The organism is Pseudomonas sp. GL-R-26 (genome assembly GCF_019947365.1).
Taxonomy (GTDB): domain Bacteria; phylum Pseudomonadota; class Gammaproteobacteria; order Pseudomonadales; family Pseudomonadaceae; genus Aquipseudomonas.
Map to the genome: position 1 here is coordinate 1 of NZ_JAGYGI010000002.1, position 26,592 is coordinate 26,592.

General features: G+C 61.3%; 23 protein-coding genes and 1 riboswitch. Of the genes, 9 read left to right on the forward strand and 14 right to left on the reverse strand.

Annotated features, from left to right (window positions below):
* Window positions 1-139: 139 nt before the first annotated feature.
* From KGA96_RS03270 to KGA96_RS03280, 3 genes are read left to right on the forward strand one after another with little or no spacing between them, the layout of a single operon-like run.
* Window positions 140-547, forward strand: a complete 408-nt coding sequence (locus KGA96_RS03270) for a TIR domain-containing protein (RefSeq protein WP_046039806.1) — start codon at window positions 140-142, stop codon at window positions 545-547.
* Between the two features lie 2 nt (window positions 548-549).
* Complete coding sequence (locus tag KGA96_RS03275) at window positions 550-1,509, forward strand: caspase domain-containing protein (RefSeq protein ID WP_046039804.1); 960 nt, start codon at window positions 550-552, stop codon at window positions 1,507-1,509.
* Window positions 1,509-2,000, forward strand: a complete 492-nt coding sequence (locus KGA96_RS03280) for a toll/interleukin-1 receptor domain-containing protein (protein ID WP_046039803.1) — start codon at window positions 1,509-1,511, stop codon at window positions 1,998-2,000. Before KGA96_RS03275 ends, KGA96_RS03280 begins: the two co-directional genes overlap by 1 nt.
* A 51-nt stretch (window positions 2,001-2,051) precedes the next feature.
* Here the strand turns inward: KGA96_RS03280 and motB are convergent, their stop codons facing one another.
* Window positions 2,052-3,098 (reverse strand): flagellar motor protein MotB, encoded by a 1,047-nt coding sequence (gene motB / locus KGA96_RS03285; RefSeq protein WP_046039802.1) that lies wholly within the window; start codon window positions 3,096-3,098, stop codon window positions 2,052-2,054.
* Between the two features lie 3 nt (window positions 3,099-3,101).
* Window positions 3,102-3,953 (reverse strand): flagellar motor stator protein MotA, encoded by an 852-nt coding sequence (motA, locus tag KGA96_RS03290; protein ID WP_046039800.1) that lies wholly within the window; start codon window positions 3,951-3,953, stop codon window positions 3,102-3,104.
* Window positions 3,954-4,120: 167 nt separating this feature from the next.
* Between motA and KGA96_RS03295 the strand changes: the two genes are divergently transcribed.
* From KGA96_RS03295 to asd, 3 genes are read left to right on the forward strand one after another with little or no spacing between them, the layout of a single operon-like run.
* Window positions 4,121-5,659, forward strand: a complete 1,539-nt coding sequence (locus KGA96_RS03295; RefSeq protein ID WP_223466325.1) for an HDOD domain-containing protein — start codon at window positions 4,121-4,123, stop codon at window positions 5,657-5,659.
* A 41-nt stretch (window positions 5,660-5,700) separates the two neighbouring features.
* A complete protein-coding gene (gene rhdA, locus KGA96_RS03300; protein WP_046039798.1) occupies window positions 5,701-6,516 on the forward strand; it encodes a thiosulfate sulfurtransferase in 816 nt (271 codons plus the stop codon).
* Between the two features lie 18 nt (window positions 6,517-6,534).
* A complete protein-coding gene (asd, locus tag KGA96_RS03305; RefSeq protein ID WP_223466323.1) occupies window positions 6,535-7,395 on the forward strand; it encodes an archaetidylserine decarboxylase in 861 nt (286 codons plus the stop codon).
* 122 nt (window positions 7,396-7,517) lie between these two features.
* Here asd and serB read toward each other — a convergent pair whose 3' ends face one another.
* Window positions 7,518-8,732: a phosphoserine phosphatase SerB gene (serB, locus tag KGA96_RS03310; RefSeq protein ID WP_046039796.1), complete on the reverse strand. Its 1,215-nt coding sequence runs from the start codon at window positions 8,730-8,732 to the stop codon at window positions 7,518-7,520.
* 135 nt (window positions 8,733-8,867) lie between these two features.
* Between serB and KGA96_RS03315 the strand changes: the two genes are divergently transcribed.
* Entirely contained in the window at window positions 8,868-10,385 is a 1,518-nt protein-coding gene (locus KGA96_RS03315) for an AhpA/YtjB family protein (protein ID WP_223511570.1), read from the forward strand.
* Between the two features lie 251 nt (window positions 10,386-10,636).
* On the opposite strand, the gene KGA96_RS03320 is transcribed toward KGA96_RS03315, so the two are convergent.
* From KGA96_RS03320 to KGA96_RS03360, 9 genes are all read right to left on the reverse strand, one after another.
* The gene (locus tag KGA96_RS03320) at window positions 10,637-11,350 is read right to left on the reverse strand and encodes a membrane integrity-associated transporter subunit PqiC (RefSeq protein WP_046039793.1); all 714 of its coding nucleotides are present in this window, start codon (window positions 11,348-11,350) and stop codon (window positions 10,637-10,639) included.
* 443 nt (window positions 11,351-11,793) lie between these two features.
* The gene (parC, locus tag KGA96_RS03325) at window positions 11,794-14,061 is read right to left on the reverse strand and encodes a DNA topoisomerase IV subunit A (RefSeq protein WP_046039792.1); all 2,268 of its coding nucleotides are present in this window, start codon (window positions 14,059-14,061) and stop codon (window positions 11,794-11,796) included.
* A 7-nt stretch (window positions 14,062-14,068) separates the two neighbouring features.
* Window positions 14,069-14,593: a TIGR02281 family clan AA aspartic protease gene (locus tag KGA96_RS03330; RefSeq protein WP_046039790.1), complete on the reverse strand. Its 525-nt coding sequence runs from the start codon at window positions 14,591-14,593 to the stop codon at window positions 14,069-14,071.
* On the reverse strand, window positions 14,590-15,579 hold the full coding sequence (locus KGA96_RS03335) for an esterase-like activity of phytase family protein (RefSeq protein WP_046039789.1): 990 nt from the start codon (window positions 15,577-15,579) through the stop codon (window positions 14,590-14,592). The genes KGA96_RS03330 and KGA96_RS03335 overlap by 4 nt, the downstream gene beginning before the upstream one ends.
* The gene (parE, locus tag KGA96_RS03340) at window positions 15,579-17,483 is read right to left on the reverse strand and encodes a DNA topoisomerase IV subunit B (protein ID WP_046039788.1); all 1,905 of its coding nucleotides are present in this window, start codon (window positions 17,481-17,483) and stop codon (window positions 15,579-15,581) included. Before parE ends, KGA96_RS03335 begins: the two co-directional genes overlap by 1 nt.
* 49 nt (window positions 17,484-17,532) lie before the next feature.
* The gene (locus tag KGA96_RS03345; RefSeq protein ID WP_046039786.1) at window positions 17,533-18,141 is read right to left on the reverse strand and encodes a YqiA/YcfP family alpha/beta fold hydrolase; all 609 of its coding nucleotides are present in this window, start codon (window positions 18,139-18,141) and stop codon (window positions 17,533-17,535) included.
* 163 nt (window positions 18,142-18,304) lie between these two features.
* Window positions 18,305-19,120, reverse strand: a complete 816-nt coding sequence (cpdA, locus tag KGA96_RS03350; RefSeq protein ID WP_046039783.1) for a 3',5'-cyclic-AMP phosphodiesterase — start codon at window positions 19,118-19,120, stop codon at window positions 18,305-18,307.
* Window positions 19,121-19,232: 112 nt separating this feature from the next.
* Window positions 19,233-19,685: a DUF1249 domain-containing protein gene (locus KGA96_RS03355; protein WP_007977461.1), complete on the reverse strand. Its 453-nt coding sequence runs from the start codon at window positions 19,683-19,685 to the stop codon at window positions 19,233-19,235.
* On the reverse strand, window positions 19,676-20,293 hold the full coding sequence (locus tag KGA96_RS03360; RefSeq protein WP_008016925.1) for an NUDIX domain-containing protein: 618 nt from the start codon (window positions 20,291-20,293) through the stop codon (window positions 19,676-19,678). The genes KGA96_RS03355 and KGA96_RS03360 overlap by 10 nt, the downstream gene beginning before the upstream one ends.
* Window positions 20,294-20,518: 225 nt before the next feature.
* Here KGA96_RS03360 and KGA96_RS03365 point away from each other — a divergent pair, with 225 nt between their 5' ends.
* Window positions 20,519-21,265, forward strand: a complete 747-nt coding sequence (locus KGA96_RS03365; RefSeq protein ID WP_046039779.1) for an RsiV family protein — start codon at window positions 20,519-20,521, stop codon at window positions 21,263-21,265.
* On the opposite strand, the gene cytX is transcribed toward KGA96_RS03365, so the two are convergent.
* The gene (gene cytX / locus KGA96_RS03370) at window positions 21,234-22,526 is read right to left on the reverse strand and encodes a putative hydroxymethylpyrimidine transporter CytX (RefSeq protein ID WP_223511572.1); all 1,293 of its coding nucleotides are present in this window, start codon (window positions 22,524-22,526) and stop codon (window positions 21,234-21,236) included. The two genes, KGA96_RS03365 and cytX, sit on opposite strands and share 32 nt — an antisense overlap.
* 214 nt (window positions 22,527-22,740) lie before the next feature.
* Entirely contained in the window at window positions 22,741-24,630 is a 1,890-nt protein-coding gene (thiC, locus tag KGA96_RS03375) for a phosphomethylpyrimidine synthase ThiC (protein ID WP_046039775.1), read from the reverse strand.
* A 165-nt stretch (window positions 24,631-24,795) separates the two neighbouring features.
* Window positions 24,796-24,901, reverse strand: a riboswitch (TPP riboswitch).
* Window positions 24,902-25,105: 204 nt separating this feature from the next.
* Here thiC and KGA96_RS03380 point away from each other — a divergent pair.
* A complete protein-coding gene (locus tag KGA96_RS03380) occupies window positions 25,106-26,545 on the forward strand; it encodes a TolC family outer membrane protein (RefSeq protein ID WP_046039773.1) in 1,440 nt (479 codons plus the stop codon).
* The last annotated feature ends 47 nt before the right edge of the window (window positions 26,546-26,592 follow it).

Consider the following 26,592-nt stretch of genomic DNA (forward strand, 5'->3'; position numbering starts at 1 on the left):
ATGTGTATAAGAGACATCTGTAAGACACCCGCACCGACGCTTGTAGGGCATTTCTCTTTAAATCACATCCCCTTGTAGCCGCCAGCCAATAGCCTAGTTTCAGACCCTCTTCGCACTCCAGCGACTCCGAGGGACACCCATGCAAACCTACCACCTGTTCATCAGCCATTCGTGGAACTACTCCGACGCCCACGACAATCTCGTGCGCCTGCTCAACGCCAAGCCCGGTTTCACCTACAAGAATTTTTCGGTGCCACCGGACAACCCGATTGTCGGCGCAAAAACCGACAAACAACTCGAGGAGGCCATCGAAAACAAGATCCGCCCGTGTTCGGCGGTATTGATCATGGCCGGGATGTATTCCACGTACAGCAAGTGGATCAACAAGGAAATCGAGATCGCCAAGCGCATGGGCAAGGTGATCATTGCGATCAAGCCGTTCGGTGCCGAGCGCATTTCCACGGTGGTGCGTGACGCGGCACATGCCGAATGTGCGTGGAACACCAACAGCATCATCGATGCGATTCGCAAGCATACGGCGGTGTAACCATGCGCAAGGGACTGTTTATCGGCATCAACGACTACACCCATGTGTCGCGCCTGAGCGGTTGCAGCAATGACGCCATGGCCATGGCCTCGGTGTTGAGGACCGACGCCAATGGCGATCCGAACTTCAAGAACATCGTACTGACCTCCGCCGAGGACTACCTGAGCCGGGAAAAACTCGAAGACCAGATCGTCGAGCTGTTTTCCGGGGACTGCAATGTCGCGCTGCTGTATTTCGCCGGCCACGGCAGCTTCGATACCGACACCGACGAAGGCATGTTGATCCCGCAGGATTACAAGAGCGCCAAGGACGGGATACGCCTCAGCGACATTCTCAACTGGGCGAGCAAGGCCACGAAGATCAAAAACAAAGTGATCATTCTCGACTGCTGCCAGAGCGGCTCGGCCGGCGAACTGCGCGCCTTGCGCAGTGAGGGCAGCGTGGTCGGAGAAGGCATGACGATTCTGACCGCCTGCAAAAAGGAAGAGCCGGCAATGGAGGGCGTGCAGCACGGCGTGTTCACCGGATTGCTGCTCCAGGCCCTGCACGGTGGAGCAGCGAACATCCTGGGCAAGATCACCCCCGGCAGCCTCTATTCCTTCGTCGACAACGCCCTTGATGCCTGGGAACAGCGTCCGGTGTTCAAGACCAACGTCTCGCAGTTCATTTCCCTGCGCGAAGTATCGCCGCTGATCCCCAAGGAAATCCTGCGCAAACTCCCCGAATGGTTTGCCGAAGCGGAGTCGGTGTACCCCCTCGCCCCCAGCTTTGAGCCCACCGAACCCGAGTTCAACCCGGAACAGGGCGAGGTCTTCGCGCAGCTGCAAAAGTGCAACCGCCACAGCCTGGTCGAACCGGTGGACGCCGAACACATGTACTACGCCGCCATCCACTCCACCGGTTGCCGCCTCACCGCCCTCGGTGCCTATTACCGCGAACTCGCGATCAAGGGACATTTCTGATGCCAGTGTTTATCAGCTACCGCCACATGGACCGCGCCCACGCGGTCAAGATCAACGCGCGCCTGATCCAGGCCAACATCAAGACCTACCTCGACGTACTGGATGCCGAATCCCAGACCACCGACGACATCACCGGGGTGATCACCCGCAACATCAGCGAATGCACGCACCTGCTGGCAGTGGTGTCGGAGAAAACCGCGCTGTCCTGGTGGGTGCCGTTCGAAATCGGCGAGGCGACCATTACCAACCGACGCATATGCTCGTTCAAGACCGGCCCGACAGAGCTGCCGCTGTACCTCGATAAATGGCCGAAGCTGACCAGCGACCGGGACATCGAGTTCTTTATCGATGCTTATCGCAACGAAGCGACACTCAAGCGCTCGATGTCACTGGAATCAGTGACCGGCAGCGAGTCGGCGCGCAGCGTCAACAAATCCAATGCGGATCGTTTTCACGCCGATCTCAAGTCCCGAGTCATCCGCGGCTTTTAACGGAGAGAACGCCGACAAAAAAGCCGACATCGCTGTCGGCTTTTTTGTGGGTCACTGCTTGGGCGGTTCAGCCGGTTTGGCTGGCTCGCCCGGTTTCGGTGCCGGGTCGTCGAACAGGTTTAGACGCTCGCGCAGTTCGTGGGCCGGCAGCGGTTCCTTGTCCGCCGGCAACGCGTTCGGGTCGGCCGGTGCAGCCGGTGCGGCCCCCGGAACAGCCGAACCTTGCGGCGCATCAGGAGCAGGCTCCGCCCCTTGCGAACCTTCGATCGCACGCTGGGCTTTCTTGGTCAGCACCACGATGTCAATACGGCGGTTCACCGGGTTGAACGGATGCTCGCGATCGAACAGCGCCGACGAGGCATAGCCGACCACACGCGCCACCTGAGCATCCGGATAACTGCCCGCCACCAGCGCACGCCGTGCGGCGTTGGCACGGTTGGCCGAAAGCTCCCAGTTACCGAAGTCACCGGTGCCGGTGTATGGCTTGGCATCGGTGTGGCCGCTGATGCTGATCTTGTTCGGCACCGCCTTGATGGTGTCTGCCATAGCCAGCAGGATGTCTTCGAAATACGGCTTCAAGCGAGCTGAGCCAGAGTCGAACATCGGGCGGTTTTCCGCATCCATGATCTGGATTCGCAGGCCGTCCGGCGTGATTTCGAACAGGATCTGATCCTTGAACTTCTGCATCTGCGGGTTTTCTTCGACCTTGTTCTGCAGTTCTTGCAGCAACAGTTCGAGGCGCTCTTTTTCGACCTGCTCGGCCATGCCTTCGACCTGATCGGTATCGACGGTGACCTTGTCCGGCTGCGGCTGGGACTTCACCTCGGGGTTGAGGGTGTTTTCCGGCGCCAGGGTCGGCGTGCCGCCCAGATCGATGATGTAGGGCGTGCCGCTTTCGGAAAAGCCGATCGGGTCCTTGAAGTAACCGGCGATGGCAATCTTCTGTTCCGGCGTGGCGGTGGACAGCAGCCACAACACCAGGAAGAACGCCATCATCGCCGTGGCGAAGTCGGCGAAGGCGATTTTCCAGGCGCCCCCGTGGTGCCCGCCGGCGATGCGCTTGACGCGCTTGATGATTATCGGCTGGTTATTTTCCATGGCTTAACGACCGCGAACCGCTTGTTCCAGCTCGGCGAAGCTTGGACGGTGCGCCGGGTACAGGACCTTGCGCCCGAACTCCACGGCCAGCGATGGCGGCATGCCGGAAGCCGAAGCCACCAGCGAGGCCTTGATGGCTTCGTAGACGTTCAGCTCTTCCTTGGCATCGTGGGCCAGGGAATGGGCCAGCGGGCCGAAGAAGCCGTAGGCGGCGAGAATACCGAAGAAGGTACCCACCAGTGCCGCACCCACGTGCAGGCCGATGGACTTCTGGTCGCCTTCACCCAGCGAGGCCATGGTCACCACGATCCCCAGTACCGCCGCGACGATACCGAAACCAGGCATGGCGTCGGCGATGCCGTTGACCGCGTGGGATGGGTGTTCGAGGTCTTCCTTGAGGCTGAACAGTTCCATGTCGAACAGGCCTTCCAGCTCGTGGGGAGCCATATTGCCGGAGGACATGATGCGCAGGTAATCGCAGATGAACGCAGTCATGCGCTCGTCCTTTAGCACCGTCGGGTACTTGGCGAAGATCGGGCTCGCGGCGGCATCTTCGATGTCACCTTCGATGGCCATCATGCCTTCGCGGCGGCTCTTGTTGAGGATCTCGTAGATCAGGCCCAGCACTTCAAGGTAGAAGGCGTGGTTGAAACGCGAACTGAACATGCCCAGGGACTTCTTGAGCACGTGCATCGTCATGTAGCCGGGGTTGGCCTGCAAGAAGGCGCCGAGGGCCGCACCGCCGATGATCATGACCTCGAAAGGCTGGATCAGGGCGGCAATCTTGCCGTGGGAAAGCACGTATCCGCCGAGCACGCTCGCGAATACGACGATGATGCCGATAATTTTAGCCATAGGTTAGGAGAGCACTTACTGAGTCGGGTTCAAGGTCATATTCGGAAGTTAAAAAATCTCTTCTTCTACTTATCGGCAAAACTGCGCCAGACTATAGCCAGTTCAGGCGAAAAGCTAATTTGACCCCTTGCGGGCATAGGTAATGTTGACGATGATCGCCTCCCACCATGGTTAACGAAACGAACGTCCCAACCCCGAAACCGACCACTCTCGAAGGCTGGGTCAAGCTTCTCGATGGCGTGCGCCTGCCGGTTCCGCAAGCCAGCCACGACCTGGTTTGCAGGGCCATCCGCGACAATCGCAGCTCGCTGCGCGATATCGCCGACCTCATGCAAAGCAGCCCGGCCCTGGCCTTGAGCGTGATTCGCGAAGCCAACCGGCACCCCCATGGCGGCATGGCCGAGCCTGCGGAAAACCTTGAGGTCGCGATCAATCGCCTCGGCCTGAAACGCACCGAAGAACTGCTCGCGCGCCTGCCCGCCGAACCCCAGTCCGAGATTCCCAAAGCCCTGCGTCAGTTGCAGATGATCAGCCAGCACGCCACGCAACAGGCCAACGGTTTTTTTGCCAGTCGCCTGGCGCGCCTGTGGCAGGACATCCACTGGGGCAGCCTGCTGTTTCTTTCGCCCCTGTGGCCACTGGCACTGACCCATCCAAAACTGCTCGAAGACTGGGAGCTGCGGGTCATCCATAAAGGCGAGTCGGCACACAAAGTCGAGCAGCAACTGTTTGGCGTACGCCTGCTGGACATCGGCCAGGCGCTGGTGGAGGCCTGGCGCTTGCCGATCTGGGTGCAGCAAGGCTATCGACTGCTGCTCACCGAGCAGCGGGAATTGGTGAAAGTGCTGCGCATTGCCCGTGACAGCGGGCATCCACTGCGCCAGCAGAACCGCCTCGATGACGATCCGACCCTTCGCCGCTGGCTCAATCAACCAGCCAATACGGTGCTGCTGGCCAACGGGCTGGCACTGTCGGCGCAACACGCCTGGGACAGCCCCCACAGTGAGCGCTGGCAGTACCTGACCAGCCTTTACCTGCAAATGCCGATGGACGAACTGCAGCAACAATTGCACCAGCAGGCCGCAAACAGCGCACGCCAACACGCCATGCCCGACCTCTGGCACCCCGCCGAGTCGCTGATCTGGCCATGGGGCATGACCCGTGTCCACGCAGGCTTGCTGCCGGCGGCGGCACCCACCGCCGAAGACCTGGCGAAGTGGCGCAAGCAATGCGCCGAATTACTGGTCGAGCCGAGTCGCTTCACCAACGCCATGCACTTGACCATCGCCGCCCGGGACGCCCTCGGGGCCTGCGGCATGCGCCGGGTGATGATCCTGATGGCCGACCGCACCCACGCCAACCTGCGCGTGCACCAGACGGCCGGGCTGCCGAAGGAGGCAGCCGGGTTGAATTTCGTGGTCAGCCAGAGCAACGTGTTGCAGCGCCTGCTCGCGCAGCAGGCCCAGGTGCGCCTGACGCCCGCCAACAACGCGCAATTCTCGGCCCTGTTGCCCAACAGCCTGCGTTCGCAGTTCAGCGGCGAACACTTGCTGCTGCGTTCGCTGGTCAACAATGGCCGGGTGATCATGATCGTCGTGGCGGATCAGGGCGGCGGGCCATTTTCGGAAATTTCCGTACAGGCCTTCGGTAAAACCGCACAGTGCATCGAAAAAGCCCTGCACAGCTTTAGCCACCGAGGCCAATAAGCTGCGTTACAATCCTCCCTTTTGTGCTCTGGAGACCTCACATGTCTGACTTCTCTGGCTTGCCGCTGGTGATCGAGCCGAGCGACTTGCTCCCTCGACTCGACGCCCGCGAACTGATTCTCGTGGACTTGACCAGTCCCGCCCGCTACGCCGAAGGGCACATTCCCGGCGCGCGCTTTGTCGATCCGAAACGCACGCAGCTCGGCCAGGCCCCCGCCCCGGGGCTGATGCCTCCGCAGGCAGCACTCGAAGCGCTGTTTGGTGAGCTGGGACACAACCCCGATGCGGTCTACGTGGTGTATGACGACGAAGGCGGCGGTTGGGCCGGGCGCTTCATCTGGCTGCTGGATGTCATCGGCCACAGCAAGTACCACTATATAGATGGCGGCCTGCCGGCCTGGCTGGCGGAAGGCTTGCCCATGTCGATCCAGATCCCGCCATCCGTGGGCGGCCCGGTTCCACTGACCTTGCACGACGAACCCACCGCCACCCGCGAATACCTGCAAAGCCGTCTCGGCGCCGCCGACCTGGCGATCTGGGATGCACGCGGGCCGCTGGAGTACTCCGGTGAGAAAGTCCTGGCAGCCAAGGGCGGGCACATTCCCGGCGCGGTCAATTTCGAATGGACCGCCGGCATGGATCAGACGCGCCAGCTGCGCATCCGCACCGACATGCCGCAGATTCTCGAACAACTCGGGATCAGCAAAGACAAAGAAGTGATTACCCACTGCCAGACACACCATCGCTCTGGCTTCACCTATCTGGTGGCCAAGGCTCTCGGTTATCCGCGGGTCAAGGGCTACGCCGGCTCCTGGGGCGAATGGGGCAACCATCCCGATACCCCGGTAGAAATTTAAGATTTTTAAGGACCGTTAATGAACAAGCGTCTGTTTCTCCTCGGCCAGTACCTGCTGCCCCACAACCTGCTCTCGCGACTGGCCGGCTGCATCGCCGAATGCCGCGTGCGCTGGTTCAAGAATGCCTTTACCGCCTGGTTCGCCAAGCGTTATCAGGTGGACATGTCCCTGGCGCTGGTCGAAGACCTGACCGCCTACGAGCACTTCAACGCCTTCTTCACCCGCGCCCTGAAAGACGGCGCCCGTCCGCTGGACGAAACCCCGGGCGCGATCCTCAGCCCGGCCGACGGCGCGATCAGCCAGCTCGGCCCGATCGAGCACGGCCGCGTGTTCCAGGCCAAGGGCCACAGCTTCAGCGTGCTGGAATTGTTGGGTGGCGACGCGGCAAACGCTGCGCCGTTCATGGGTGGCGACTTCGCGACCATCTACCTGTCGCCGAAGGACTACCACCGCGTGCACATGCCGCTGGCCGGCACCCTGCGCGAGATGGTCTACATCCCGGGTCGCCTGTTCTCGGTCAACCAGACCACCGCTGAAAACGTTCCGGAACTGTTCGCCCGCAACGAGCGCGTGGCGTGCATTTTCGACACCGAGCGCGGGCCGATGGCCGTGGTGCTGGTGGGCGCGATGATCGTTGCGTCGATTGAAACCGTCTGGGCCGGCCTGGTTACGCCGCCGAAACGCGAGCTGAAAACCTTCCGCTACGACGAAGCCGCGCGCGCGCCGATCCATCTGGAAAAAGGTGCGGAACTGGGACGCTTCAAGCTGGGTTCGACCGCCGTCGTGCTGTTCGGGCCGGATCAGGTTAAGTGGGCTGAAGAAATGACCGCCGGTACAGCGGTGCAGATGGGGCAGGGCATGGGCTCACCAAAAGCCTGACCTGTTCGCAAACCTGTAGGAGCGAGCCTGCTCGCGATGAGTGTAAGGGCGACGCGTGCATTCAGAATGCCCGCGTCATCGTTAACGTCCATCGCGAGCAGGCCTCGCTCCTACAGTTCGCTTTAGAGCTGGCCGTCGCGATCGCGGAAGCCCAGCAGGTACAGCACGCCATCCAGGCCCAAGGTGGAAATCGCCTGCTTGGCCGACTGCTTCACCAGCGGCTTGGCGCGGAACGCCACGCCCAACCCGGCAATCGCCAGCATCGGCAAGTCATTGGCACCATCGCCGACCGCAATGGTCTGCTCCAGGCGCAAGCCTTCCTTGTGTGCCAGTTCCTTCAGCAAATCCGCCTTGCGCTGCGCATCGACAATCGGCTCGACCGCCACGCCAGTGACTTTGCCGTCGACCACTTCCAGTTCGTTGGCGAACACGTAGTCGATACCCAGCTTGGCCTGCAATTGCTTGGCGAAGTAAGTGAAGCCGCCCGACAGAATCGCAGTCTTGTAGCCCAGGCGCTTGAGTTCGGCGAACAGGGTTTCGGCGCCTTCGGTCAGGCGCAGCGAGGCGCCGATGGAATCCAGCACATTGACGTCCAGACCTTTGAGCAAGGCCAGGCGCTCCTTGAAGCTGGCGCGGAAGTCCAGTTCACCTGCCATCGCCCGCTCGGTGATTTCCGACACTTTGTCGCCGACGCCGGCAGCCTTGGCCAGTTCATCGATCACTTCGGCTTCGATCAGGGTTGAGTCCATATCGAACACTGCCAGGCGACGGTTGCGACGGAACAGCGAATCTTCCTGGAAGGCGATGTCGACGTTCAGTTCCTGGGCGACGCTGAGGAATTCGGCACGCAGCGCCTGCGGATCAGCCGCTTCGCCACGCACGGAAAACTCGATGCAGCCCTTGCCCTTGTCGGCCGGGGTGTCCAGCGGCATGCGCCCGGACAGACGATCGATGTGATCGATGTTCAGGCCATATTTGGCGGTGATCGAGCTCACGGCCTGCAACTGCCCGGCTGTCACCTTGCGGGTCAACAGGGTCACGATGTGGCGCTTTTTGCCCTGGTTGCCGACCCACTGCTGGTAATCCACTTCGGACACTGGCGTGAAACGCACCTGTTGATCGAGCTCGTAACCCTTGAACAGGATGTCCTTGAGCACAGACTTGCCTTGCTCGGTGTCGGGAATTTCAACCAGGATGCCGAACGACAAGGTGTCGTGGATCACCGCCTGACCGATGTCGAGAATATTCACACCACCCTGGGCCAGAACGCCGGTAATGGCCGCAGTCAGACCCGGACGGTCGACTCCCGTGATGTTTATCAGGACGATTTCGCGCAAGGCGCACCCCCGCAGGTGGAAAAAAACCGCATTCTACCCACTTTCAGTGACCATCGGGCACCGTGAGCGCTTTGACGGCCTAGGGCCTGTCGCTATACTGCGCGTCAACTCCACGGACAAAAGAGCCGAGCTCAAGTGAACCGGCCTACGCCAGTAAAAACCGACAACTTCTTCCTGCTGATCTTCCGGGCACTGCGCCACCGCCGTGTACCGATTGCATTGCGCATCGCCAGCCATAACGTGATCCTGGTCGCCCTGGCCCTGGTCATCTATGCCGGTGTGATGGGCCTGCAGTTCAAGCAGGCCATGCACGAGCAGGCGGATGCGCTGGGCGAAAGCCTGACCACGCAGACGGCCACCTCGGCCACCGAGCTGCTGGTGTCCAACGACATCCTCAGCCTCAATGTGCTGCTCAATAACCTGACCAAGAACAAGCTGGTGGCCCACGCCGCCATCTACAGCCCGGACAACCGCATCCTCGCCGAGTCCGGCCAGCGTCCCAAGCATGGCCTGCTGGGCGAAGCCGAGGGCATGTACCAGAGCAAGATCACCTTCCAGGACGTGACTGCCGGGCAATTGCGCATCAGCCTGGACATGGACCAGTTCCAGCAACCGATGACCATCAGCCTGCAAAGCATGGGCATTCTGAGCGCCATCCTGCTGGCTTTGTCCCTGGCACTGAGCCTGCGCATGGGGCGTTATCTCTCCACGCCGCTGCTGCAATTGCGGGTGTGGCTGCGCAATATCGATGAATACACCCCGGCCACCGACCGCCAGGACGAAATCGGCGACCTGGCGCGTCAGCTGCACGCCAACTTCGCCCCGGAGCCCGCCCCTGTGCCGGAACCGGAACCGGAATTCGACGACATGGATGACGAGGCCGACCCGGCCTTCGAAGTCCGTAACCTGCGCGATCCGAGTTTCGACGAGAGCCGCCCGGTAGCGGCGCTCAAGCCAGCCCCACGGCAGATCGTCAGCACCGTCGAAGATGACGATGATGAAGACCCGTTCGCCGATCTGCGCGACGAGTCGCTGGATAGCACCCCGCAACCGGTGATTCGCAAGGCCACACCGAGCGTGCCGCAACACAGCGCGGTGCTGGCGGTGCAACTGGGCTCCCAGGAGCAACTGCGACGCCTGCCGCGGGCGCGTCTTGAAGAACTGCTCGAACGCTATCGCGACTGCCTCGACCAGGCCGCGTCGCTGTATCAAGGCGAAGTGGAAACCTTGAACGATGGCAGCACGTTGATGCTGTTCCACACCGAAGACAGCGGCGACGACTACCTGACCAACGCCATTTGCTGTGGCGAGCTGCTGCGGGCCCTGGGCCACCAGTTGCAGATCGAAGTCGCGGACAGCGGCATCACCCTGCAATTGCAGCTGGGCCTGACACTGGGTGAGGAACTGTTCGGCCTGAGCCAGATCGACCTGCTGCTGACTGATCCCGCCCAGGACGCACTGGCCCTGTCGCAACACAGCCGCAACCTGCTGCTGGTGGAGCGCAAGATCAGTGACGACGCGTTGATCCGCCAACGCGCACGGATCCGCCCGATTGCCAGCCCTGAAGGTGCGTGCTGCGTGGAACGGTTGATGGAGCCGTATCCATCGATGCTTGAACGGCAATTGGCGCGGATGCACGAGCGTCGCGCTTAAGCCTTGACCCCGATGTGAAGACGCCCGCAGATGAGCGATCGTCTGCGGGCTTTTTTGTTGCCTGTCATGACGCCTTCGCGGGCAAGCCCGCTCCCACAGGGGACGTGGTCGTACACAAGATCTGTGTTCACAGAGATAATTCTGGGAGCGGGCTTGCCCGCGAAGAGGCCGGAACTGACACCAGATATCTCCAACCTGCAGAAACAACAAAGCCCGCATCAATGCGGGCTTTGTTTCAAATCCATCCAGGCTTAGAAGCGGAACACTTCCATATCCGTACGAATAGGCGCGGCCATCGGAATCTTCGGCTGTTTTTCCTGTTCTACCGCAGGTGCTGCCGCCTTGGCTGCCGGCTTGCGCGGGACTTCGGCGATCGGTGGCTGATTGGCCAGGGGCTTGAGCGCCACCGACAGTTGTTCGGCCAGGCGTTGCAACAACACACCCTGTGCCTGAACCTGAGCCGCCGTACTGCCGGCATGCTGCTCCTGCAAATGGATGATGCGGTTTTCGCGAACCTGCCCGCGACGGTCGATCAGGCGCCATTGCGCGTCGAGAATCGCCGGTTGTTTTTCACCCGAATCCAGGCGCGTGATGGTCAGCAGCACCTGAACGTCTGGGGTGAAGCCTACTGTCGCCGGGGCCAGCACTACGCGCTGGCTGTCCAGGCGACCTGCAACCTGACGCAGCAGCAGCTGATCGATATCCGACGAAAGGCTGCCAGCCCAACGACCGTCGGTCGAGGCTTGCAGGCTGCCATCCGGCTGGCGCTGCAACAGGGTTTCGCGTTGCAGGTAGTCGGCCACCGTGACCGGCCCCAACAATACCGCCATGCCCGCGTTCTGCGCAGGCTGAACCGGACTACCAGCGTCCAGCTGATACAGCGACACCGGTTGGTGAACGCTGCAACCCGCCAGGCCAAGAACGCCGGCGAGCAAAAGAATAAAAGGAAGGCGCAGAGCAGTCATCGTCCCATCCAGGTGGTTGCTAAAAGGCTGACCACAGTGAAAATACTCAACAAATATGAAGAACGCGCGGCAATGCCGGCGTTTGAAAGGCCATATCATCCGTGAATATGCGTTCCGACTCCAGCGCAAAGCGCCGAACTACGGGTTAATTCGTAGTTCGGCGCTTCCAGGGGGTGTTCTCGCCTGGTTTCACCACCGCGTTGTCGCCTTAAAGCGGGCCAGGCAAGGCGGAGGCCGCTGGTAATGGTTGTTCCCTTTCCAAGGCCTCCAACGCAGCCTGGCCCGCTTTAAGGCACAACCCGAAGGGCCGGACCTGCTGTTGTGCAGGGCTGTGTTGCTCGAAGCTTATTTGGAATGACCAAACCTCGCTTCTCGCGCCTTGCCCTGCTCAACAGCAGACCCGGCGCGGTGGTGAAACCAGTCGAGAACGCCCCCTAGGTCGCCTAATTGAGGTTTTCGACGAGCAGCGCATCTACCCGCTGGAAGCCACGCGGCAACTTATTGCCACGACGGCCACGTTCACCCTTGTAGTGTTCGAGGTCGTCCGCTTTCAGTGACAAGGTACGTTTCCCGGCCTGCAACACCAATGTTGCACCGTCCGGCAATACGGCGATGTCCGTCACATACTCTTCGCGACTGGCCACTCGCTCACCGGGAATCCCGATGATCTTGTTGCCTTTGCCCTTACCTAATTGTGGCAGGTCGCTGATCTTGAAGATCAGCAGGCGACCTTCGGTCGTCACCGACGCCAGCCAGTTCTGCTCACGATCGGCCACAGGGCGCGGCAGCATGACCTTGGCGTTGTTCGGCAGGCTCAGCAGGGCCTTGCCCGCCTTATTCTTGGCCTGCAGGTCTTCACCCTTGACCACGAAGCCGTAGCCGGCGTCGGAGGCAATCACATACAGCGCATCGTCTTCCGGCATCAGCACACATTCGAAACTCGCCCCTGGCGGCGGCGTCAGGCGACCGGTCAGCGGCTCGCCCTGGCCACGGGCCGACGGTAAGGTGTGGGCGGCCACCGAATAACTGCGGCCGGTGGAGTCGATAAACACGGCAAACTGGTTGGAGCGCCCGGCTGCCAGCGCCCTGAAACCGTCCCCGGCCTTGTAGGAAAGCCCGGTGGCGTCGATCTCGTGGCCCTTGGCGGAGCGAATCCAGCCTTTTTCCGACAGCACGACCGTCACTTTCTCGTTCGGCAGTAGATCGTGCTCGGTCAGGGCCTTGGCTTCGGCGCGCTCGACGATAGGCGACCGACGGTCATCCCCGTAGGTTTCAGCGTCCTTGATCAGTTCGCTGCGCACCAGTTTTTTCAACTTGGTTTCGCTGCTCAGCAGGGCCTGCAGCTTGGCTTGTTCCTTGAGCAGTTCATCCTGCTCGGCACGCAGCTTCATCTCTTCCAGTCGCGCCAACTGACGCAGACGGGTGTCGAGGATATAGTCAGCCTGGATTTCGCTCAGGGCGAAACGCTCGATCAGCGCAGCTTTCGGATGCTCCTCGGTTCGGATGATGTGGATCACTTCATCCAGGTTGAGGTAGGCAATCAACAAACCATCCAACAGGTGCAGGCGACGCTCGACCTTGTCGAGGCGGAATTGCAGGCGACGACGCACGGTCTGCACCCGGAACTCCAGCCATTCGACCAGCAGCGCCCGCAGGTTTTTCAGCTGCGGCTTGCCGTCCAGGCCGATGATGTTGATGTTGACCCGGTAGCTCGACTCCAGCTCGGTGCTGGCGAACAGGTGCTGCATCAGCGCATCGTGGTCGAAGTTTTTCCGCGCACCCGGAATGATCACGATCCGGCACGGGTTTTCGTGGTCGGATTCGTCACGCAGGTCGGCAATTTGCGGCGCTTTGGACGGCTTGGCCTGCATCATCGCGGCGATCTGCTCCAGCACCTTGGCGCCCGAGACCTGATGCGGCAGCGAGGTGACGATGATGTCGCCGTCTTCGATGTGATACACGGCGCGCATGCGCACCGAACCACGACCGGTTTCGTAGATTTTCAGCAGGTCGGCGCGCGGGGTGATGATTTCCGCTTCGGTCGGGTAGTCCGGGCCCTGGATGTGTTCACAGAGCTGCTCGACCGTGGCCTTCGGCTCGTCGAGCAAACGCACGCACGCCGTGGCGACTTCCCGCAGGTTGTGCGGCGGAACGTCGGTGGCCATGCCCACGGCGATACCCGTGGTGCCGTTGAGCAGGATGTTCGGCAGACGGGCCGGCAACACCAGTGGCTCGTCCAGCGTGCCGTCGAAGTTCGGGCCCCAGTCCGCCGTGCCCTGGCCCAGCTCGCTGAGCAGCACTTCGGAATAACGCGACAGCCGCGCTTCGGTATAACGCATGGCGGCGAAGGACTTGGGATCGTCCGGCGCACCCCAGTTGCCCTGGCCGTCGACCAGCGTGTAGCGATAGCTGAACGGCTGGGCCATCAGCACCATGGCTTCGTAGCAGGCCGAGTCGCCGTGGGGGTGGAACTTACCGAGCACGTCACCGACGGTACGCGCCGATTTCTTGTGCTTGGAATCGGCGTCCAGCCCCAACTCGCTCATCGCATAAATGATGCGACGCTGTACCGGTTTCAGGCCGTCGCCGATATGCGGCAGGGCACGGTCCATGATCACGTACATGGAGTAGTTGAGGTAGGCATTTTCGGTGAAGTCAGCCAGTGACCGGCGTTCTACACCGTCCAGGCTGAGATCAAGGGAGTCGCTCATGCGGGCCTCATCGGTTCGTTGTCTGGCGCAGCAGCATGGTGCCACCGCGCTGGGTAAATTCAAGTTTGTTCAGTGCGCTCATGCCGAGCAACACCTGATCGCCATGCAGCCCCGGGGCCACCAGTGCGCGTACATCCCGCAGCACGATGTCGCCCAGTTGCAGGCGCTCGATACGGGTGCGATAGCCCTGGCTCAGGCCATTGGCCGTGCTCAGGGTCACGCCGAATCCTTCTTCGAGCTTCAAACGCTTGGCCAGGTCCAGAGGGATCGATACATCGGTCGCCCCGGTATCGAGCATGAAGTCCACCGGCTGGCCGTTGATCTGGCCGCTGGCGACGAAATGCCCCTGCACATTGCTCACCAGTTTCACCTCGATGAAACCTTCGCCCTGCTCCGAACTGACTACCACATTCGGATTTTGCTGACGCGCTTCCCACTGGCCGAAAAAACGCGTGGCCAGAAACAGCGCCGCACACCAGGCCAGCACCATGAACACCCGGCCGATTCGCTGCCCCGGGCTTTGTTGCCTCATGGATTGGCACTCCAGCCACCGTCCGGTGCAGCGAAGCGCCAGACCACCGGGCGGACTTCGCCATCGGCGCGCGCGCCGAAGTTATTGTCAACGCCGATCCAGGCGCCATCGGCATCCACGATCAACGCTTCTTCCAACCCGTAATTCTGTGAATAACGACGGTTTTCCTGCAACAGCTCGTCGGCGTACGACCAGCAGCGCTCGACCTTGGCCGTCTGTGCATCACGGCGGCAGATCTGGAAGGCATTGCGTTCAAGGGTGAACAGCTTGCCGTTGAACAGCGACAGGTCAGAAAAATCCCGCGGGACAGGCTTGGCATGGGGAAACTGCTCGGGCTGCATTTCCATGCCCGCCTCGCTCAGCAGCACGCAACCACCGTCGCAATCCCACAACGTCTGCTGGCGCTTGATCATCAGCAGTCCCCGGCCTTGACGCTCGGCGGCGAGCCACATCTGATCCCCCGCCGGATTGATCACCAGCCCTTCGAACAGCGCATTGAATTGCAACAGCAGGCCTCTGGCCCGTGCTTCGCGAACCATCATCGGCGAAACTTTCAGCCAGGTGGCAGGCCCCGTTGGCGGCACTTGCAAGACAGCGGCATGGCCTTCGCTGACGATGTAGCGATTGCCGGCGCTGTCGCAGGTGATGCCTTCGAAGTCCAGATCACCGCCACGCACAAACGAAGCCCCCCAGACGCGAGCCTTCAGCCCCCAAGGCAAACCGCTGTCAGGCACCGTCGGTACGTCGATGTGCACCGTTTCGGCCTGCCATACGGATTCGCGGGTATCGAGGCGGTAGATCTGGTCATCATCACGGTCGGAAACCGTCCACAGGTCATTGCCGCACTGCGCCAGCCCGGACAGGTTGCCGCCGCGCATGCCTTCGACGGCATGCCCGGACAACAGGCGCAGCTGTGGCGCCGGCTCGGCAAATACCGTAATCGACGTCAGCAGCAACCCACAGGCCAGGGCAAAGCCCAGACGCATCAGCCCAGCACCTCGGCCAGGTTGCCCTTGGACTCCAGCCAGGTCTTGCGGTCACCGGCGCGTTTCTTCGCCAGCAGCATGTCCATCATTTCCGAGGTAGCCTCGAAATCTTCCAGGGTCAACTGCACCAGACGCCGAGTGTTCGGGTCCATGGTGGTCTCGCGCAACTGCGGCGGGTTCATTTCGCCCAGCCCCTTGAATCGGGTGACTTGCGGCTTGCCGCGCTTCTTCTCGGCCACCAGGCGATCGAGAATCCCGTCGCGCTCGGCTTCATCGAGGGCGTAGTAGATCTCTTTGCCCAGGTCGATGCGGTACAACGGCGGCATCGCGACGTAGACGTGACCGGCATCCACCAACGGGCGGAAATGCTGGACGAACAAGGCGCACAGCAAAGTTGCGATGTGCAGACCGTCGGAGTCGGCGTCGGCGAGGATGCAGATCTTGCCGTAGCGCAGCTGGCTCATGTCTGCCGCGCCCGGATCGACACCGATGGCCACGGCGATGTTGTGCACTTCCTGGCTGGCCAGCACTTCGCTGCCGTCGACTTCCCAGGTGTTGAGGATCTTGCCGCGCAACGGCAGGATCGCCTGGAATTCCTTGTCCCGCGCCTGTTTGGCCGAGCCGCCAGCGGAATCACCTTCGACCAGGAACAGCTCGGAACGCATCGGGTCTTGCCCGGCACAATCGGCCAGCTTGCCCGGCAGCGCCGGGCCTTGGGTAATGCGTTTGCGCTCGACCTTCTTGCTGGCCTTGAGGCGACGACCGGCGTTGTTGATCGCCAGTTCCGCCAGCAGCATGCCGGTTTCCGGGTTGGCGTTGAGCCACAGGCTGAACGCATCCTTGACCACACCGGAGACGAACGCCGCCGCTTCACGAGAAGACAGGCGCTCCTTGGTCTGGCCGGAGAATTGCGGTTCCTGCATCTTCATCGACAGCACGAAGGCGATGCGCTCCCAGACGTCTTCCGGCGCCAGCTTCACACCACGTGGCAGCAGGCTGCGGAACTCGCAGAACTCGCGCATGGCGTCGAGCAGGCCTTGGCGCAAGCCGTTGACGTGGGTACCGCCCTGGGCGGTCGGGATCAGGTTGACGTAACTTTCCTGCACCGCATCGCCGCCTTCCGGCAGCCACAGCAGCGCCCAATCCACGGCTTCCTTGTTACCGGCAAAAGCGCCGCAGAACGGTTCGTTCGGCAGGCGCTCGAATTCGCTGACCGCATCCACCAGGTAGGAACGCAAGCCGTCTTCGTAATGCCATTCGACTTTCTCGCCGGTGGCCTTGTCTTCAAAGCTGACCAGCAAGCCCGGGCACAGAACGGCCTTGGCCTTGAGCACATGCTTGAGGCGGCTGATGGAGAATTTTGGGGAGTCGAAGTATTTCGGATCCGGCGCAAAGAACACGCTGGTGCCGGTGTTGCGCTTGCCGACCGTACCGATGATCTCCAGCTCGGTGGCCTTGTAGCCATCCTTGAAGGTCATCTGGTATTCGTTGCCGTCACGCTTTACCCGCACCCGCACTTCGGTGGACAAGGCGTTGACCACGGAAATACCCACCCCGTGCAGACCGCCGGAGAACTGGTAGTTCTTGTTGGAGAACTTGCCACCGGCATGCAGCTTGGTGAGGATCAACTCAACGCCCGAAACTCCTTCCTCGGGGTGAATGTCCACCGGCATGCCACGGCCGTCGTCGCTGACTTCTACGGAATGGTCGGCATGCAGGATCACCTGTACCGATGTGGCATGCCCGGCCAAGGCTTCGTCGACACTGTTGTCGATGACTTCCTGGGCAAGGTGGTTCGGCCGACTGGTGTCGGTGTACATGCCGGGGCGTTTGCGCACCGGGTCGAGGCCCGAGAGGACTTCGATGGCGTCTGCGTTATAAGAGCTAGCGCTGGGAGTGGCCATGGGGTCTCGTCGTCAGTGTTCGGTGAAAAAAGAATTCATGGGCTATCGCTCACAATGCGGTGAAATCGATTGCCTGATACAAATCGGCGCCAATGCCGGCAAAACTCAACATGGCCGGCAGTCGCGTGGCAAAACCCTGGAAACTGTGGTCGCCGCCGGCCTGGATACGCAAGGCGCATGCCCGGTAATACTGCTGGGCGAGGCGATAGTCCAGCGTTTCGTCAGCTGTCTGCAACCATACCTGATAACGCTGCGGTTCCTGGGGTGCCGGCACTTCCAGTTCGGCCAGGGCCGTCACGTGGTCGTGGGTCATTTCCCAGGTCTCTTCGGTATACAGGTTTTTCTGCGTCCCCAGAAAGCCGTCGAACATCCGGTGCGGGCTGACGGCAGGGTTGATCAACAGGGCTTTCAAGCCAAGGCGCTCAGCCAAGTGAGTGGCATAGTAGCCGCCGAGCGAGCTGCCGACCAGCAGTGGTCGCCCCAGCTCGGCGATCGCCTGTTCCAGCTGCTCGATAGCGCGGCGCGGGTGGTGGTGCAATGCCGGAACACGCAAGTGTTCGCTCAGGCCCAGTCGCTCCATCACGTCGATCAACTGGCAGGCCTTCTTCGACAACGGCGAGCTGTTGAAGCCGTGGATATAAAGGATCGAACCGGACATTTGAGCTCCCTGTGCGTCGGCTAAAGAGGCGGAGTTTACTGTAGGAGCGAGCTTGCTCGCGATGGTCGTCAACGATAACGGTGAAAACCTGGCGCCCTGCGGCGCTCTCAGGCTAATCGCGAGCAATCGAGCGTCGACCGGCTGCTCCTACAGGGGGGGTGTTTCAGTAGCCGTTGGAACCGTAATCCACGGTGAAATCAAACCCGGTGACCCGCTCCACCCCGGTTTCCAGCCGCCCGTCGGGCAGCAACCGCAACCAGCGATAGCCCGGCGCCTGTTCCCCGACCTTGAAATCCTCGCTCCCCGGCTCGAACTGGATGCAGGTCGAGGGCGAGGCGATCAACCGCACACCATTGCGCATCTGGTCGACTTCCTGATGCACATGCCCCCACAACACTGCACGCACCTGTTCGAAACGGTCCAGCACGGCGAACAGCGCCTCGGGATTGCGCAAGCCAATCGGCTCCATCCATGCACAACCGATGGACACCGGGTGATGGTGGAAGCACACCAGATGATGGCGTTCCGGCGCTTCGCTCAACGAGCGGGCGAGCAACTGCAGCTGTTCATCCTGCAAATAACCCGGCACCGAGCCTGGCACCGCCGAATCGAGCAAGGTGACCCGCCAGTTGCCGATATCCACCACAGGTTCCAGCAAAGCGCTCTGCACCGCCGCCTCGGCCATGATCTGCGGCTCATCGTGATTGCCGGGAATCCAGCGCGCCGGCGCATCGAGCTGGCGCGTCATGTCGCGAAACAGCTGGTAGGACTCCAGCGTCCCGTCCTGGGACAGGTCACCTGTGGCCAGGATCAAGTCAATCCGCGGCTGTTGCGCGCGCACCAGTTCGATGACCTTTTGCAGGCTGTCGCGGGTGTTCATGCCCAGCAACACGCCGTCCGCTTCGGCAAACAGGTGGCTGTCGGAGATTTGCACCAGCAACGCCGGATCGGCGGTGGTCAATGTGGATACGCTCGGCAAGGCGTTCTCCCAGGGCGTGATCACGGGGATGGATAAGTGCCGCAATTATGCTGGGGGACGATCAAAAGGGGAAACCTGTGAACCTGACACAGTTCACAACTGCGCTTCACAACTAACGTACTACTTCGTACTCATGCCCCAGCGCCAGGCAATGGCTCAGCCATTCGCCCAGAAACATGTTCAGCTGGGCCTTTTCGTCCGGCTGGTGCATCGAGGCATTCGGGTAAGGATAGATGCCGCGAAAGCGTCGTGCATGTTCGGCGCTGACCACTTCGGCCATGCGCGCGTCGTGATAGACCTGCACTTCCAGTTGCGGCACCGGCAGCCAGGGCAGGCTGTGCTCCTGACGCACTTGCAGGGTCGTGGTGTAAGGACAGGTCAGCAGCACTTCCAGGGCCAGCACGCCGAGCATCTGGTCGCCATGGGTCACGGCGATGCGCCGCGCGGCAGGCTCGCTGCGCATGTCCGGCAGCAGTCGCATCAGGCGCGCGTAGTTCGCCTCGCAGGACGCTTGCAGCCCCACCAGGTCCACCCGATAGCGATCGCGCAGCTTGTTTACGACCATAACCCCCTCACTTCAACACGGTTCAAAGCCAGCCATTGCAAGGCAATGATGCTCGCCGCGTTGGCAATACGTCCGTCGCGCACGGCTTGCAGGGCATCTTCGAAAGCCCAGACCGTGACGCGAATATCTTCTGCCTCTTCCTCCAGCCCATGCAGGCCGCCAACCCCGGTGGTGTCACAACGCCCCAGGTACAAATGCACGAACTCGTTGCTGCCGCCCGGCGATGGAAAATATTTGAGCATCGGCCAGAGCGCCCCGATTACCAGCCCAGCTTCCTCCTGCGCCTCGCGGTGAGCAACTGCTTCCGGCACTTCATCCTTGTCGATCAGACCAGCGACCAGTTCGATCAGCCACGGGTTGTCGGTCTTGCCCATGGCACCGACGCGAAACTGCTCGATCAGCACCACTTCATCGCGCTGCGGGTCGTAAGGCAGCATGCAGACCGCGTCATGGCGAACGAACACTTCACGATTGATCTCGCGGCTCATGCCCCCGGCGAACAATTCGTGGCGCAAGTGCACGCGTTCGAGTTTGTAGAAGCCCTCGTAGCACTTTTCGCGCCGCACGATATCAACGGCGGTCGGAATGGCGTTGGCAAAATCCGTCATGACTATCCTCTTTTACTGCAAATCCTGTTCGAGGTTGCTTTTTTCCTGGGCCTCGACTTCGCGCCATCCTAACGCGCCCGTGACGTTTGATGCAGCCCCTTTCCCGTCAGCGGGATAGACGGTGAGGGCGAAACCCACTCTAATTAGCTTAGTGGCGAACTGACTGCTTTGTTGAGAGTCGAAGCCGGTAACTTTTTGCCTTCCCCTGTTTCAGAAAGGACGCTCATGTCGCTTTTCAAAATCGCCTCCGTGGCCGCTATCGCCCTGACCCTGGGCGCTTGCGCGAGCCTGTTCCAGCCCAACTACCGGACGCCGCTGGAAACCACCCGCGACGCCTCCGAGCAACTCAAGCCCGGTTGCAGCAACCCGGATTGCCCGCTGGTCAACATCGACACCCTGCACTTCCCGGACGAGCCTGCACTGGACGGCATCATCGAAAAACGCCTGCTGCAATTGACCCGTACCTCGCCTGACGCCCCCGTCGCGCCGACCCTGGCAGCCTATCGCGATGAGTTTTTGCGCACCGCCGGCCCGCGCAACAGCAGCTATCTGCAGGCAAAGGTACGCGAGCAGCATGACGGCTTGGTGATCGTCGAATTGTCCAGCTACCTGGACACTGGCGGTGCCCATGGCACCCCAGGTCGAGGTTTCATCAACTATTCGCGCCAGCAGCATAAAGTGTTGACGCTGTCGGACATGCTGGTGCCAGGGCAGGAAGACGCGTTCTGGAAAGCCGCGCAAGTGGCACACAACAGCTGGCTGATCAGCACCAAGCTCGATCAGGAACCGGAGTTCGTGAAGAGCTGGCCGTTCCAGAAAACCCAGAACGTGGCGCTGACCTACGGAGGGGTGATCCTCAAGTACGAAACCAGCACCATCGCGCCTTACGCGCTGGGCCATGTCGAACTGAAGATCCCCTACCCTCGCCTGAACGGCATCATCAAGCCCGAGCTGTTTCCCGGCCGTAACTGAAGGCCCGGCCCAGCACGAGCTGGAGCAACCCTGCCACTACCAGTGCCGGCAGGGTTGCACCGATGTCCGGATACAGGTTGGCCAACAAGTGATAGGTGCTGACCCCGCCCAGCCAGGCGAGCAGCGCCGGCCAGCGCAGTGCGGCCGAGGCCACCTGGGCGCTGCGCTTGCGCAGGATGAAGTGATCCACCAACACCACGCCGAACAACGGCGCAAACACCGAACCGATAAGCAACAGGAAGTTCTGGTACTGAGCCAATGGCGCCAGCAGGGCAATCAGCGTGCAGATAACGCCGATGGCCAGTGCCAGGTGCTCGACTTTGGCGCGCAGCAGAATCCCGCTGGACACCGCCGCCGAGTGAATATCGGCAAAGGCGTTTTCCGATTCATCCAGAAGAATCAGCAGCAGCGGAATCCCCAGGCCGGCACCGGCCAGCGCCAGCAGCAAGGCATTGACTTCACCGCTCGGCGCGAACGCCAGGGTGTAGGCCACGCCCAGGCTCATCAGCCAGAAATTACCGATGAAGAAACCGATGGCGGTGCCACCGAAGACGTTTTTCGCCCGTTTGCCGAAGCGCGAGTAGTCGGCGATCAGCGGCAACCACGAGAGCGGCATGGCAATGGCGATGTCGAACCCCACGGCGAACGGCATCGACCCGTCACCGGCCTGGGCCCACAACGCGGCCAGGTCAGCCTTGGCGAACAGGTTCCAGGTCAGCCAGGTGCACGCGGCCAGCAGCAGCCAGATGCCCCATTTGCGCAGGATCTGCCGCACGAAAGTCAGCGGACCGCTGACGGCCAGCAAGGTCGCCAGTGCGCCGAAGAACAGCGTCCACAGCACGGGATTGGACAGCAGGCTGCCTTCGCTGAAAGCCTTCGCGCCCAACAGGCTGGCGGCATCGCGCATGACGATGATTTCGAACGAACCCCAGCCGATCAGTTGCAGCAGGTTCAACACCGCCGGCAGGCTCGCACCTTTGGCGCCTAAGCTGAGCTTGAGCGCGGCCATCGACGACAGGCCGGTGTCACTGCCGATCACCCCGACGGCGGCCAGCAGCAGAACGCCGACCAGGGTGCCGAGAAAAATTGCCAGCAACGATCCGGACAGGCCCAGGCCCGGCGCGAGCAATGCACCGGTCTGCAGGACCATCAGGCCGATGCCGAGGGAGAACCACAGGGAAAACAGGTCGCGGCCGCCGAAGACACGTTTGTCGGTCGGCACTGCGATATCGGGAGAATAAGTGCTGGGTTGAATGCTCAAGGGTGTTATCTCAGAGGGACATTTGTTGTTGTGTTGTTCACACACGCCCTTGTGGCGAGGGGGCTTGCCCCCGTTGGGCTGCGAAGCAGCCCCAAAACAGACAACTGAATTCTGCCTGTGAGAACTCATCGCCGGATTTACGACCGCTTCGCGGCCGAACGGGGCGGTGCGGCGGCCCGACAAGCCCCCTCGCCACAGGGTTATCAGTGCCGAATCAAACTTTCTGGTACAGCTGACTGCCTTCCTGCTTGAAGCGCTCGGCCTGTTCGGCCATGCCCTGGGCGACGTCCACGTCGACCGCTTCGATCCGTTGGTTGGCCGCATACTCGCGGACTTCCTGGGTGATCTTCATCGAGCAGAATTTCGGCCCGCACATCGAGCAGAAGTGCGCGACCTTGGCCGAATCCTTCGGCAGGGTTTCGTCGTGATACGAACGCGCGGTGTCCGGATCGAGCCCCAGGTTGAACTGGTCTTCCCAACGGAACTCGAAACGCGCCTTGCTCAAGGCATTGTCGCGGATCTGTGCGCCCGGGTGCCCCTTCGCCAGATCGGCGGCATGCGCGGCGATCTTGTAGGTGATGATCCCGGTCTTCACGTCATCCTTGTTCGGCAGGCCCAAGTGCTCCTTCGGCGTCACGTAGCAGAGCATGGCGCAACCGAACCAGCCGATCATCGCCGCGCCGATACCGGAGGTGATGTGATCGTAGCCCGGCGCGATGTCGGTGGTCAGCGGGCCGAGGGTGTAGAACGGCGCCTCGTCGCAGCACTCCAGCTGCTTGTCCATGTTCTCTTTGATCAGCTGCATCGGCACGTGGCCCGGGCCTTCGATCATGCACTGCACGTCGTGCTTCCAGGCAATCTTGGTCAGCTCGCCGAGGGTCTCCAGTTCGCCGAACTGCGCTTCGTCGTTGGCGTCGGCAATCGAGCCCGGACGCAGGCCATCGCCCAGCGAGAAGCTGACGTCGTAGGCCTTCATGATTTCGCAGATGTCTTCGAAATGGGTGTAGAGGAAGTTCTCTTTGTGGTGCGCCAGGCACCACTTGGCCATGATCGAACCGCCACGGGAGACGATGCCGGTCACGCGCTTGGCGGTCATCGGCACGTAGCGCAGCAGCACGCCGGCGTGGATGGTGAAGTAGTCGACGCCCTGCTCGGCCTGCTCGATCAGCGTGTCGCGGAACAGCTCCCAGGTCAGGTCTTCGGCCGCGCCGCCGACTTTTTCCAGGGCCTGGTAGATCGGAACCGTACCGATCGGCACCGGCGAGTTGCGGATGATCCACTCGCGGGTTTCGTGGATGTGCTTGCCGGTGGACAGGTCCATGACCGTGTCCGAACCCCAGCGAATACCCCAGGTCAGTTTCGCCACTTCCTCTTCGATCGACGAACCCAGTGCGCTGTTGCCGATGTTGCCGTTGATCTTCACCAGGAAGTTACGGCCGATGATCATCGGTTCCAGTTCGGTGTGGTTGATGTTGGCCGGAATGATCGCGCGGCCACGGGCGATTTCGTCACGGACGAATTCGGGGGTGATGATTTTCGGCACACTGGCGCCGAAGCTGTGGCCGGCGTGTTGCTGGTCCAGCAGGCCGGCGGCGCGGGCCACTTCCAGCTTCATGTTTTCGCGGATGGCAACGTATTCCATCTCGGCGGTGATGATGCCTTGGCGCGCGTAGTGCATCTGGCTGACGTTGGCACCCGGCTTGGCGCGGCGCGGGTTGTTGACGTGGGCGAAGCGCAGCTTGGTCAGCTCCGGATCGGCAAGGCGCTCCTGGCCGAAATTCGAGCTCAGGCCGCTCAGGCGCTCGGTGTCGCCACGGGATTCGATCCACGGCGAACGCACGTCGGCCAGGCCTTTACGCACATCGATGATGACATTGGGGTCGGTGTACGGGCCCGAAGTGTCGTACACCACTACCGGTGCGTTGACCTCGCCACCGAAGTCGGTCGGCGTCACGTCCAGGCTGATTTCGCGCATCGGCACGAGGATGTCCGGGCGTGTGCCCTGAACATAGATTTTTTGCGAGCGGGTAAACGGCTGAACCGATTGCTGATCGACCTTGGCCGAGTCACTCAGGTTAGTGGCGATTTTTGCTTTTGTAGTCATCACGGGCTCTCCAGACACACATCCAGGCAGTGGATTTTTGTCGGAGCGAACCTGTAAACGAATGGACGCACGGGCGCTGGGAAGACCAGCTGTGCTGTGCTCAGTGCTCGAGGGGTGTTCGATTGTCGAACAACATCCCGGACGAAGCACAAGAGGACTCGCCGGGTGACGAGAAATCTTGTTCCCTACGCAGGCGCTAACCTGATCAGGTTCAACGGGATCCGAAATTATTCGATCTCAGCCTCATAGCAAGGCACCCCGACAAGAACCCGGCCAGTCTAGACACAACTGGCAAAGAACGCCAACCCCACTGCAAATACCGTGATGAATGGCGTAATTACACGCAGTATCAGGATTGTTGCCGCCCCAATGCACAACTACACTCGCTACGCTGAGCCGGCATTGACGCTGTCAAAGCGGGGCCTTAGCCTTGGCGCTCAAATTACCTCTGTAATATCAATTCTAGGGATCGTCTATGCTGCGCAAACTCTCACTGGCCCTCGCCGTGTCTTGTGCGTCCAACGGAATGGCCTGGGCAGCAGATGTGCCCTTATCGGCCAAGACGGACCTGGTCAGCGTGTATCAGGAAGCCGTCAACAACAACGCCGACCTGGCGGCTGCCATCGCCCAATACGGCGCGCAGAAAGAAGTCGTACCCCAGGCCCGCGCCGGGCTGCTGCCGAACCTCTCGGGCGGCGCCAATGTTGCCGAGGTGCGCACCTCGCTCGATCAACCTTCGGGCACGACCAACCGCGATGCTCATTCCTACCAGGCCACTTTGGCGCAGCCGCTGTTCCGCGCCGATCGCTGGTTCCAGTTCCAGGCCGCCAAGGAAGTCAACGAACAGGCTGCCCTGCAGCTCTCGGCGACCGAGCAAAACCTGATCCTGCAAACCGCTGACAGCTATTTCAACGTGCTGCGCAGCCAGGACAACCTGGCCTCGACCAAGGCCGAAGAAGCGGCGTTCAAACGCCAGCTCGACCAATCCAACGAACGTTTCGATGTCGGCCTCTCGGACAAGACCGACGTCTTGAACTCACAGGCCAGCTACGACACCGCGCGCGCCAACCGCATCGTTGCTCAGCGCCAGGTGGACGACGCCTTTGAAGCATTGATCACCCTGACCAACCGTCAGTACAACTCAATCTGGGGCATCAGCCATAACCTGCCGATCCTGCCGCCAGTACCGAACGACGCCAAGGCCTGGGTCGAAACGGCGGGCAGGCAGAACCTCAATCTGTTGGCCAGCAACTATGCCGTCAGCGCCGCCGAGCAGACCCTCAAGCAGCGCAGGTCCGGGCACTTGCCAACGGTTGATGCGGTCGCCAAGTACGAGAAAGGTGACAACGATGCACTGGGCTTCAGCAACCCGAACAACCTGCCCCAGGCATACGGCGGCAACGTCGAGCAAACGACCTTGGGCCTGCAACTGAACATCCCGATCTACAGCGGCGGCCTGATCAACTCCCAGGTGCGTCAGTCCTATGCACAACTGGACCAGACCGAGCAGCAACGCGAATCCCTGCGCCGACAGATCGTGGAAAACACCCGCGACCTGCACCGCGCGGTGAACACCGATGTCGAGCAGGTACAGGCGCGCAAGCAATCGATCATCTCCAACCAGAGCGCGGTGGAAGCGACTGAAATCGGCTATCAGGTGGGTACGCGAAACATCGTCGACGTGCTGGATGCGCAGCGTCAGCTCTACACTTCGGTGCGCGACTACAACAACACCCGCTACGACTACATCCTCGACAACCTGCGCTTGAAGCAACAGGCCGGCACATTGAATCCGGGGGATCTGCAAGTCCTGGCACGCTGGCTCAATCCGAACTACAACCCGGACAAGGACTTCCTGCCACCGGATCTGGCCAAGGCGGCAGAGGAGCAGTTGAAAGCGCGGCCTGATCAGTAAAAGCAAAAGCTTCGCGAGCAGGCTCGCTCCCACAGTGTTTCGAGTGT